Origin of the sequence: Cypionkella sp. (genome assembly GCF_034376685.1) — a bacterium.
GTDB lineage: Bacteria > Pseudomonadota > Alphaproteobacteria > Rhodobacterales > Rhodobacteraceae > Cypionkella.
Window position 1 is genome coordinate 19475 of record NZ_JAXMJJ010000103.1, and the last position, 10953, is coordinate 30427.

The 10953-nt window shown below is 59.1% G+C and carries 13 protein-coding genes; 7 read left to right on the forward strand and 6 right to left on the reverse strand.

All coding sequences use genetic code 11. The annotated features are described in order from the left end of the window. The first annotated feature begins 63 nt into the window (after positions 1 to 63). The gene (locus U1A24_RS19535) at positions 64 to 675 is read left to right on the forward strand and encodes an MSMEG_1061 family FMN-dependent PPOX-type flavoprotein (protein ID WP_322323657.1); all 612 of its coding nucleotides are present in this window, start codon (positions 64 to 66) and stop codon (positions 673 to 675) included. Here U1A24_RS19535 and U1A24_RS19540 read toward each other — a convergent pair whose 3' ends face one another. From U1A24_RS19540 to U1A24_RS19550, 3 genes are all read right to left on the reverse strand, one after another. Further along, positions 676 to 1182: a sterol desaturase family protein gene (locus U1A24_RS19540; RefSeq protein ID WP_322323658.1), complete on the reverse strand. Its 507-nt coding sequence runs from the start codon at positions 1180 to 1182 to the stop codon at positions 676 to 678. 240 nt (positions 1183 to 1422) lie between these two features. After that, positions 1423 to 2208, reverse strand: a complete 786-nt coding sequence (locus tag U1A24_RS19545) for an AAA family ATPase (RefSeq protein WP_322323659.1) — start codon at positions 2206 to 2208, stop codon at positions 1423 to 1425. 122 nt (positions 2209 to 2330) lie between these two features. Further along, positions 2331 to 3290: an acetyl-CoA carboxylase carboxyltransferase subunit alpha gene (locus tag U1A24_RS19550; RefSeq protein ID WP_322323660.1), complete on the reverse strand. Its 960-nt coding sequence runs from the start codon at positions 3288 to 3290 to the stop codon at positions 2331 to 2333. Positions 3291 to 3453: 163 nt separating this feature from the next. Here U1A24_RS19550 and U1A24_RS19555 point away from each other — a divergent pair, with 163 nt between their 5' ends. Then, a complete protein-coding gene (locus U1A24_RS19555; protein WP_322323661.1) occupies positions 3454 to 4287 on the forward strand; it encodes an AraC family transcriptional regulator in 834 nt (277 codons plus the stop codon). A 195-nt stretch (positions 4288 to 4482) separates the two neighbouring features. On the opposite strand, the gene U1A24_RS19560 is transcribed toward U1A24_RS19555, so the two are convergent. Beyond that, positions 4483 to 5442, reverse strand: a complete 960-nt coding sequence (locus tag U1A24_RS19560; RefSeq protein ID WP_322323662.1) for an L-malyl-CoA/beta-methylmalyl-CoA lyase — start codon at positions 5440 to 5442, stop codon at positions 4483 to 4485. Between the two features lie 345 nt (positions 5443 to 5787). Between U1A24_RS19560 and U1A24_RS19565 the strand changes: the two genes are divergently transcribed. Next, on the forward strand, positions 5788 to 6648 hold the full coding sequence (locus U1A24_RS19565; protein WP_322323663.1) for a D-amino-acid transaminase: 861 nt from the start codon (positions 5788 to 5790) through the stop codon (positions 6646 to 6648). 47 nt (positions 6649 to 6695) lie between these two features. Here the strand turns inward: U1A24_RS19565 and U1A24_RS19570 are convergent, their stop codons facing one another. Both U1A24_RS19570 and U1A24_RS19575 read right to left on the reverse strand, forming a co-directional pair. Beyond that, the gene (locus U1A24_RS19570; protein ID WP_322323664.1) at positions 6696 to 7640 is read right to left on the reverse strand and encodes a calcium-binding protein; all 945 of its coding nucleotides are present in this window, start codon (positions 7638 to 7640) and stop codon (positions 6696 to 6698) included. Positions 7641 to 7770: 130 nt separating this feature from the next. Then, positions 7771 to 8502: an N-formylglutamate amidohydrolase gene (locus U1A24_RS19575; RefSeq protein ID WP_322323665.1), complete on the reverse strand. Its 732-nt coding sequence runs from the start codon at positions 8500 to 8502 to the stop codon at positions 7771 to 7773. A 137-nt stretch (positions 8503 to 8639) separates the two neighbouring features. Between U1A24_RS19575 and pyk the strand changes: the two genes are divergently transcribed. From pyk to rplT, 4 genes are all read left to right on the forward strand, one after another. Further along, positions 8640 to 10088 (forward strand): pyruvate kinase, encoded by a 1449-nt coding sequence (pyk, locus tag U1A24_RS19580; RefSeq protein WP_322323666.1) that lies wholly within the window; start codon positions 8640 to 8642, stop codon positions 10086 to 10088. Positions 10089 to 10135: 47 nt separating this feature from the next. After that, positions 10136 to 10360, forward strand: coding sequence for a hypothetical protein (locus U1A24_RS19585; protein ID WP_322323667.1), 225 nt, complete (start codon positions 10136 to 10138; stop codon positions 10358 to 10360). 144 nt (positions 10361 to 10504) lie between these two features. Further along, on the forward strand, positions 10505 to 10705 hold the full coding sequence (gene rpmI, locus U1A24_RS19590; RefSeq protein WP_054009035.1) for a 50S ribosomal protein L35: 201 nt from the start codon (positions 10505 to 10507) through the stop codon (positions 10703 to 10705). Positions 10706 to 10717: 12 nt separating this feature from the next. Further along, positions 10718 to 10953: 50S ribosomal protein L20 (gene rplT, locus U1A24_RS19595; RefSeq protein ID WP_322323668.1), on the forward strand; the 236-nt coding region annotated here is incomplete at its 3' end.

A 10953-nucleotide genomic window follows, 5' to 3' on the forward strand; every position in this document is an offset into this window, starting at 1 on the left:
CCATCCTCTGCGCTCAAATATCCCCGCCGGAGGCATCCCCGGCTCCAGATGCAAGGCCCGCCGATGACTCCCCCTACCTGGATCACCACGCTTGACGATTTGCACGCCCATTACGGCACGCCCGGCAAACCGGCCATTGCCAAGGTCACGGCGCATCTGACCCCTGCCTATGCCGCCTTCATCGCGGCCTCGCGGTTCTGCATCCTGTCCACGGTTGGCCCGGAAGGCACGGATGGCAGTCCGCGGGGCGATGAAAACCCGGTGGTGATCCCACTGGATGCCGAGACGCTGCTGATGCCCGACTGGAAGGGCAATGAGCGGATCGACAGCTTGCGCAACATCATCCGCGATGGCCGCGTGTCACTGATCTTCCTTGTTGCAGGATCGACGACAGCCGTGCGTGTCAACGGCACCGCCAAGATCACCGCCGACCCCGACTTGCGTGCCCGCTTTGACCGTGACGGCGCGCAGCCGCGCTCGGTGATTGTGATCCGCATTGCCGAGGTCTATTCACAATGCGCCCGTGCGCTGCAACGATCCGCCCTCTGGACCGCCCCGCATGCCACAGATCTGCCCACCCCCGGCCAGATGCTGCAAGACGCGACCCAAGGCGCAATCAATGGGGCCGATTATGACACGGAGCGCGCAACTCGTGCGCATCTTGGCTGGTGGTAGTTAACGCTTCGCCAAAGTGCCAAACACCCAATCCCACAGCGGCGAGGTGACGCCGAAATTATGCGCAACATCATGATGATGCACCGCATGTAACCGGATCAACCGACGCAGCCATGCCCGCCCGCCACTGCCTAAGTGGTGCACCACATAATGCACGCTGATGTAGCCGAGATAGCCCATAAGCACCCCCGCCATCACCGCCGCCGCCCATTCAGGCCGCAAGGCCCACGTCAGCGGCCAATAGACCAGCGCATAAAACACCAGCAATGTCACCAGCATCGGTGTGCCTTGCAACTCACGCGGGGCATGGTGATGCGCCAGATGGATCTGCTCCAACACAGGCGCGTGGTGGAAAGCAAAGCGGTGGATCAGGTATTCCGCCAAGCTCCAGCCCAGCAGCCCCAGCGCGATCAACCCCGCGGACGCAAATCCGCCCCGTGGCCCGAAAGCCAGCACAAGACACAGCAGGATCAGTGGCGGATAGACCAGAAAATCGAGGAAAAACATCCAAGCCGGCATTTCGGAGCTTAATATCTGCAAAATCCGCGCCCGGGCCTTCAGCGCGTTTTGCCAGAACGGATGGCTCCGTATCGCGTTAGGGTCCATATCTGCCGCCTGCCTTTATGCCGATGGCTCTGCGGGACGCATCGGCTGTCATGACGCTGTTACTCTCGCAGAGATTGTACGAAAAATCCAGCCCGACCCGGTGGATAGGATGCAGCGCTGAAAGCAGCCCAAAAGCCCACGCTAGAAAAGGCCAGTGTCGTCATCCGCAATGGCGTCGTCAATAAAGCCGCGCGGATCAGCCGTAAAAGCTTGATACAACTTGAAATGCCGCGTCTGGCGATAATCGGTCAGGGCAAGACCGGCTTTGCTGATTTCCAGCACCTGCGCCTCGGGCAGCGCCATCAACAGCGGCGAATGGGTTGCCATGATCACCTGCGCGCGACCCTGCGACTGAATACGGCTGAGAATCCGCAAAAGCTGCAACTGGCGCTTGGGCGACAGCGCAGATTCCGGCTCATCGAGAAAATAGATGCCCTGCCGCGACAGCCGTTCCTCAAAAAACCGCAAGAACCCCTCACCATGGCTTTCCGACAGATAATCCGGCGGTGGGCCGCCGCCATCCAGCGCAGCTTCGTCCAGATAGCGCGCCACGCTGAAGAAAGACTCCGCCTTGAAAAACCAGCCGTTTGTCACTTTCGGCAACCAAGCCGCACGCATCACCTCGCCCAGCGCGGCTCCACTGGTATCAATCGCGCGGGAGTGATCGACCGGACGATAGCCCTTGCCGCCCCCCGCCTCGTCATACCCGCTCAGACCGGCAAGCGCCTCAATCAGTGTGGATTTTCCGCTGCCGTTTTCGCCGACGATGATCGTGACGGCAGCGGTGAAATTCAGCTCAAAATCCAAGTCGGTCAACCAAGGCAGATTGAACGGATATTCCTTACGCCCCGCGATCCGTTCCGGCAGCAGGCTGATCCGCTTCAAGAACGGCGGCGGCAAGCTGGTTCCGGTGCGTTTGCGGCTCATCGTGATACCTTCGTTCGGGCTCGCAGCACCTTGCAACAAAAGTTAAGGCCGCGTAAACACGCGGCCTTTTTGATTTGATTTCATTGGATATTTTTTCTGTCCACGCGTGGACAGCCCCACTTTTAGGCAGCCAGCCCCTTGCTGCCCATGTCGAGGAATTTCTGCCGGCGATCTCGGATCAAAGCCTCGGGTTTCTTGCCCGCCAGCTCTTTCAGCATGGTCTCAATTGCCTTGCCGACAGCTTCAATCGTTTCTTTCCGCCCCCGCTGCGCCCCGCCGAGTGGCTCTTTCACGATGCGGTCAATCACGCCCAGCTTCTGCAGATCCTGCGCCGTCAGACGCAGCGCTTCGGCGGCTTCCCGCATTTTCTCGGCATCTTTCCACAGGATCGACGCACAGCCTTCCGGCGAGATCACTGAATACACCGAATGCTCCAGCATCGCGATGCGGTTCGCCGTGGCAAAGGCCACCGCGCCGCCGGAGCCACCTTCACCGATAATCACCGAAATCAACGGCACGCCAATTTCCAGACATTTCGCGGTGGAGCGCGCAATCGCCTCGGCCTGGCCGCGTTCTTCCGCACCCTTGCCCGGATAAGCGCCGGGGGTGTCGATCAGCGTGATTACTGGCAGATGAAACCGATGCGCCATATCCATCAACCGGACAGCTTTGCGGTAGCCTTCCGGGCGCGCCATGCCAAAATTGCGTTCAATCCGCGATTTGGTGTCGTTGCCCTTTTCATGCCCGATCACCATCACCGGGGTGTCGTTGAAGCGCGCAAGTCCGCCCATCACCGCGTGATCGTCCGAAAATCCCCGGTCGCCCGCCAGCGGGGTGTATTCCTGAAACAGCGCCTCGATGTAATCTTTGGAGTGCGGACGTTCCGGGTGACGCGCCACTTGGCATTTCCGCCACGGCGTCAGATCCTTGTAGAGATCCTTCAGCAACTGATCCGCCTTGCGGTCCAACTGCTCGGCCTCTTTGGTGACATCCATCCCGGTATTGCTACGGGCCATCGCGCGCAGCTCCTCGGCCTTGCCTTCAATTTCGGCCAAAGGCTTCTCGAATTCGAGGTAGTTCATCGAGCACTCCATCGCAGGCCAAATCATCGGCAAGGCCCCCTATATGGCCGCGTGGCGGGGAAAATGCAACCAACGAGGCGGGTGTCGGCTGGACGCTGCACATCCGCAAGATTTGCAATAGTCTGGCATGGCATCAGGACCACACGATGCAAGGACGGATATGATGACAAACACCTACGAGGCCCGATTGATCCGCGTGCTGGATTACATCCATGACAACCCCGCCGGGGATCTGTCGTTGGACGCTTTGGCGGATGTAGCGGCGCTATCACGGTTTCACTTTCACCGGGTGTTTCATGCACTGATGGGGGAAACGGCGGCGGCGGCGGTGCGGCGGATGCGGATGTATCGCGCATCAGTGGCATTGGTGCAGACCACCGCCCCGTTGGCCAAGATCGCACGAACCGTCGGCTATCCGAACCTTGCGTCGTTCACCCGCAGCTTTGCCGAACTTTACGGCACCCCTCCGGCCGCCTTCCGTGCCAAGGGCGAGTTGCGTCCCCTGCCCCCGTTGTTCAAAACAGGAGAACCCCTGATGTATGCCGTTGAAATCCGAGAAGACTCTGCCCGCAGGCTGGCTGCAACGCCGCACAAAGGCGCTTACATTGAAATTGCCCGCGCCTTTAAGAAAACCGGTGCGGTGCTGTCCGCGCGCAGGCTTATGGGCGCCTGTGGCGGTATGGTCGGGGTCTATTATGATGATCCATCGGCTGTAGCGACTGCCGAACTGCGCAGCCATGCCGGGTTTGAGATGGCTTCCGGGCCGATTGATCTGCCGCTGGAACTGGTCACCCTGCCCGCCGGACGCCATGCGGTGCTGCGCTTTCAGGGCCCGTATTCCGGCCTGCCCGCCGCCTATGAGCAGCTCTACCGCAACTGGCTGCCCGGATCGGGCGAAACCCCTGCCGACAGCCCAGTGTTTGAGATTTATCTGAACACCCCGATGGACGTCGCCCCCGAGGAATTGCTGACCGAGATTTGCGTGCCGCTGGCATGATCGCGGCTTAAACTCAGGGCCTAAAAACAGCACAGCCCCGTGGGTTACCACGGGGCGTGCATCCTCCCGATGTTGCGGCATTGGGCCTCCTCTCCCTTTGCCGCGCGGGTATTTGGTAGGCAGCCTTAAGTGCCGTTGCGTCACACTGCCGTCACAAAACCCCTGAGTCAACAGGATCTTTACGGCGCTGAAACATTAAGCAGCAGCGATCATTTCCGCCTGTTTCACGATCACTTCTGCCTGTTTGATTGAGGCAATATCGACCAGACGGCCCTTAAAGACCGTCGCCCCCTCGCCCCGCGCCTTCGCATCGGTCATCGCGGCGAGAATCTCTCGTGCCTCGGCGACAGCTGCCTCGGACGGGGTGAACACTTCGTTCGACAAAGCGATCTGTTTCGGGTGGATCGCCCATTTGCCGACCATGCCCAAAGTGGCCGAGCGGCGGGCCTGGGCGCGGAAACCCTCATCATCGCTGAAATCGCCAAACGGGCCATCGACCGGCAGGATACCATGCGTGCGGCAGGCGGCGACAATGGCCGTCTGCGCCCAATGCCATGGATCGGACCAATGCTTCACGCCGTCGCGCAGCATATAGTAGTTTTCCTGCGTGCCGCCGATTCCGGTGGTCTGCATCCCCATGCTGGCCGCGAAATCCGCAGCGCCCAACGACATCGCCTGCAAGCGCGGGGAGGAGGCCGCAATTTCTTCGACATGCGCGATGCCAGCGGCGGATTCTATGATCACCTCGAAGGAAATCGGCTTTGCCCGCCCCTTGGCGCGTTCAATCGCTGTCACCAGCGCGTCAACGGCGTAAACATCGGCCGCACAGCCAACCTTGGGGATCATGATCTGATCCAGACGCGGCCCGCATTGCTCCAGCAGATCGACCACATCGCGATACCAGAATGGGGTATCAAGGCCATTGATCCGCACCGACAGGGTTTTCTTGCCCCAGTCGAGCGTGTTTACCGCCTCGATGATATTGGCGCGGGCTTGGTCTTTGTCCGAAGGCGCAACCGAATCTTCCAGATCAAGGTTGATCACGTCTGCCGCCGAGGCGGCCATCTTGGCAAACAAGGCCGGGCGCGAACCGGGCCCAAACAACTGACAGCGGTTAGGGCGTGCAGGAGGGCTGGGTTGCAAACGGAAGGACATTTTGGCCTCGCAAGGATATTTCGCAGTATTTGTGACATTTGGTATATTGTTGCGCGCATAACGGCAAGTTGAATTTGCAATTGCAGCAATTGGGCAGAGGTAAGTGTGCGGGCTGTAGAATTTTCTGCGCAATTTCCTTGATAAATTAGATACTCTTAGAAGATCCTGCTGTAAATATGAATAATTAGTCAAAATTATTCCACCACGACGCCCTTTCCCCGCAGTTCTTTGCAAACCCCTGCCGCAGAGCAGCAACGTGATGCTGCGACCTTGACGCCCCGGTGCTTCTGTCTCACACCCTAGCGCGCAGAATTGACCGCCGCGCGCGGATGTGGGGATGATACGATGACCAGAACCGTCTACCTGAACGGCGATTACTTGCCTGAAGCCGAGGCGAAAGTCTCGATCTTTGACCGTGGTTTTCTGATGGCCGATGGCGTCTACGAGGTCACGTCGGTGCTGGATGGCAAGTTGATCGACTTTGGCGGCCATTGTGTGCGGCTGGCGCGCAGCTTGTCGGAGCTGGAGATGCAAAACCCGCATTCTGACGAAGAATGGCTGGCGATCCACCGCGAATTGGTGGCAGCGAACGGCATCGGCGACGGCATGGTGTATCTGCAAGTGACGCGCGGCAATCCGGGCGACCGGGATTTTGCCTATCCTTCGGATGACGTGACCCCAACCGTGGTGCTGTTCACCCAAAGCAAGCCGGGGTTGGCGGATAATCCGGCAGCCAAGATCGGCTTCAAGGTCATCTCGATCCCCGATATTCGCTGGGGACGGCGCGATATCAAGACAGTGCAGCTTTTGTATCCGTCGATGGGGAAAATGGCGGCGAAGAAGGCGGGCGTCGATGACAGCTGGTTTGTCGAAGACGGCCTGGTGACCGAGGGCACCTCGAACAACGCCTATATCGTCAAGGGCAACAAGATCATCACCCGTCAGCTTTCCAGCGACATTCTGCACGGCATCACCCGCGCGGCGGTGCTGCGTTTCGCCGTAGAAGCGCAGATGGAAGTCGAAGAACGCGCGTTTTCCATCACCGAAGCCCAAGCCGCCGATGAAGCCTTCATCACCTCGGCTTCTGCGTTTGTGATGCCCGTGGTCGAAATTGACGGCGCAGCCATTGGCACAGGCAAGCCAGGCCATGTTGTGGCGCGGTTGCGTGAAATCTACTTGGATGAAATGCGCAAGGCGGCGGTCTGATCTGCTGGCTCCGATTTTCAGTTGTCGAGAACCGGAGCCAAAGCTGTTCAGATTTGATGCAGCAATACCTGCGAGAGCGCGAAATTACTTGCGGTCGTCAAATGTGCCAGCTCGATGATTTGCCCTGGATCAGTGTTGTTCTCCAGACCGACAATAACCGTGCCGCTCTCATCGTCCGTCCACGAAAACAGCGTCCATTGCGACAGATCAGCGAAGCTTTGATAAACATCGAGTTCCAGCCGGTCCTCACTGCCATCAAAATCGCTGATGATAATCGCTTCGGCATCGTCACGCTCATGAATGCTGACCAACAGATCGTCACCAGCACCGCCCATCAGAGTGTCGCCATCATCACCGATCAAAATGTCGTTGCCCGCCCCGCCTGAAATCTGATCGGAGGCTTGCGTCGTATCTTCCCAACCATCCAACTGATTGTCGGTTGCATAAATCGCATCGTTGCCTTCCCCACCATCCAAGATGTTTGCACCTGAATAATCCCAGATGGAATCGTTGCCCGCCTCACCAAAAACCGTGTCATCGCCCAACTGACCATTGTCGAACCCAGTTTGCCAAACTTCGCGATCCACCCAGTTGATGTCATTGCCTTCGCCAAGGTGAATTTCGTCATTACCCGCTTGGCCAAGCACGAAATCATTGCCACGCCCGCCAATCAAAGTGTCATCCCCGGTCAGGCCCAGAACCGTGTCGTCGCCCGCGCCGCCATTGACATAATCATCATCCGCGCCGCCATCGACGACGTCATTTCCAAAACCTCCCCGGATAGTATCATCGCCCGCGCCGCCGGCTAGAGTATCATCGCCGCCATATCCCAAGATCAGATCCGCGCGATAAGACGCTATCAGCGAGTCTCTGCCATCGTCGCCAGACAGCGTGTCACCCCGTTCATCGGGTTCTTCGTTGTCTTCGCGATCATCAGAGCCAGCAAAGACAAAGCCCAACAACGGCAAGGCAAGCAACAGCAGAAACTCCATTCCGACACCCGTAAATTACTCTGGATGCCAGTAAGAAAGTGGACGCGGATAAACGTCAACTTTTAGGCAAATTTTGCCTTGCATTTTCCACAATTTCAAAGAGATGCGGGGATTGTTTCCGAAGGACAATTCAATCTGGCAACCCGATGAGAACTTCGCTCAGAATCGGTGCCAGTCGTATCGCCCAAGCCTGCTGCTGCGCTTCGGTGCCGATCAGGTCATTGCGCAGCTCTATCAGCGTATTGTGCCGACCCGGTTGCAGCGCGTGCATGTCAATCGCATCGCCGGGCAGATGGCCGGCGTAGGGCTCATTGTCGCCGATGCACAGATCCGCTTCCGCCTGAAGCCGCGCAATCAACGGCTTGGAAAGCCTTTCATCCAGATGACTATAAAGCACGCCCACATGCCAAGGCCGCACGGCGCGACCTTTCAGGCAGGGTGTGAAGGAGTGGATGGCGAGGATGACCGTATCGGGTTGGCGCGCGGCCAGCCGCGCATAGGCAGCGTGGTAGGGGCGGTAAAGCGTGTCCAAGCGGCGCTCGGTTTCTGCCGCATCAACATAACGGTTGGCGGGAATGATGGTGCCGTCATACAGTTTCATCACCAGGGTCGGATCCTGCTCGCCGCGGTTCGGATCAATCACCAAGCGTGAAAAATCCGAGCAGATCACCGGGCTGTCCAGCGCTGCACCCAAAGCCCGCGCCAAACCCGCCGCCCCGACATCATAGGCAATGTGGCGCGCCATGTCGGCATCGCTGATCCCCAAGCTGCCGCCCAAATCATCAGGCACCCGGTTGGTTGCGTGATCGCAGGTCACCAACCAGCGCCCCGGTCTGTTTTCGCCTGAAATCGAAAAAGCCATGCTGTTCCCGTCACAATTCCTCGACTTCTTCTATTTATGCTACCGCTACCAAAACCGCCAGTTGCTCCGCGCGTCAGTTTGTTCCATAAGACGCGCGGCCCACCACGAAAAATAGATGCGACGAAAAGGAACAAGGCATGAGACGCCTTCGGAACGTAAAGATCGTGGCCACTTTGGGCCCGGCCTCCAGCGACTATAAAATGATCCGCGCGCTGTTTGAGGCAGGGGCCGATGTGTTCCGTCTGAACATGAGCCACGGCACCCATGCCGAGCAGGCCGCACGCCACGCCATCATCCGGCAGGTCGAGGCCGACACCGGCCGCCCGATCGCGATTCTGGCCGACCTTCAAGGGCCAAAGCTGCGGGTCGGCGTATTCGCCAATTCGGCGGGCGAGGAACTGGTCGAGGGCGCGGATTTCCGCATGGACCTCAGTGGCACACCGGGCGATGCTGTGCGCGTGCAACTGCCCCACCCCGAGATTTTCGCCGCATTGGAGCCGGGCGCTTCCCTGCTGGTCAATGATGGCAAGATCCGACTGCGGGTTAAAGATTGCGGCAAAGATTACGCGAATTGCGTGGTTGAAGTCGGCGGCATGATTTCCAACCGCAAGGGCGTCAACGTCCCCGATGTGGTGCTGCCCTTGGCGGCGCTGTCGGCAAAGGACCGCGAAGATCTGGAATTTGCTTGCGAGCTGGGCGTCGACTGGCTGGCTTTGTCCTTTGTGCAGCGCCCGGAAGATGTGCTGGAAGCGCGGCAATTGGCGCGTGGTCGTGCGGCGATCTTGTCGAAGATTGAAAAGCCTGCCGCGGTTAAAGCCTATGATGCGATCCTGCAAGTGTCGGATGGCATCATGGTGGCCCGCGGCGATCTGGGCGTGGAACTGCCGGTCACCTCGGTCCCGCCGATCCAGAAGCGTTTGGTGCGCGGCGCGCGTGCAGCGGCCAAACCGGTGATCGTGGCCACCCAAATGCTCGAATCGATGATCGAAGCGCCGGTTCCCACCCGTGCCGAGGTGTCTGACGTCGCCACCGCGATCTATGAAGGTGCTGATGCGATCATGCTGTCGGCCGAATCGGCAGCGGGCAAATATCCGATTGAAGCCGTCACCACGATGAACAACGTGGCGATGTCGGTGGAAAAAGACCCGACCTACCGTCAAGTTATCGAGGCCTCACGCCAAGTGCGCCGCGAAACCACTGCCGACGGCATCGTTGCTGCCGCGCGTGAGATCGCCGAAGCCACTAATATCAAGGCGATTGCCTGCTTCTCGCAGACTGGCACCACCGCTTCATTGGTCTCGCGTGAGCGCCCGCAAGTGCCGATTCTGGCGCTGACACCGCTGATGTCCACAGCGCGGCGTATGTCGCTGACCTGGGGGCTGCACTGCGCCATCACGCCGCCGCAAGATCGCTTCAAGGGTGCCGTGCTGGCAGCAGTGAAGGTCGCACGCGACGATGGTTTTGCCTTGAGCGAAGATATGATCGTCGTCACCGCTGGCGTGCCGTTCAACGTCAAGGGCACCACCAACATTCTGCGCGTCGCCCCCTGTGACGAACGGTTGATTTCGTTCAGCGAGCCAGAGTAACCTGAATGCAGGCCAACGTTGGCCTGCAATTCACAAGGTGAGCTGGCATGAGCAACGACCAGATTCTTGTCATTGGCATTGTCATCTGTGCGCTTGCGATCCCGTCGCTGCTGGCGGCTTATTCTGAAAGCCGCCCGCCGCGTGCCGGGGCGATCATGCTACTGATCGGCGGCGTGCTGCTGGCGATCGCCCTGACGCAAAACCCCGGCGGCTATCGCTTTGCCGACATACCGAATATTTTCATGCAGGTCATCGCGGGTGTGATCAAGTAGCGCCCGCGCAAGCGCATCTTGTCACAGATCGTTCGTATTGGCCCTTGCGCCTGCCCCTGCGCGCCCCTATAGCACCCTCTCGAATACCCCGCGAGACCGGCCCACGTGGCATGCCGAGTCTTGCCTGAAACCACGGAGATGGAAATGCCCAAGATGAAGACCAAGTCGGCGGCGAAGAAGCGTTTCAGCTTCACGGCCTCCGGTCGGGTGAAAGCTGGCGTCGCCGGCAAACGCCACGGCATGATCAAACGCACGACGAAATTCATTCGTGACGCGTCCGGCACTATGTTGCTGAGCCCGTCCGACGCGAAAATCGTCAAGAAATACATGCCCTACGACCGGTAAGGAGAGCACCCGATGTCCCGCGTTAAATCCGGCGTAGTTACGCACGCCCGCCACCGCAAGGTGATCAAGAAAGCGGCTGGCTATTACGCCGCCCGTTCCACGAACTTCCGCACCGCAACGCAAGCTGTTGACAAGGCTCAACAGTATGCCACGCGCGACCGTAAGACCCGCAAGCGCAACTTCCGCGCTTTGTGGATCCAGCGGATCAACGCTGCTGTGCGTTTGTTCGATATCGAGTTCACCTACTC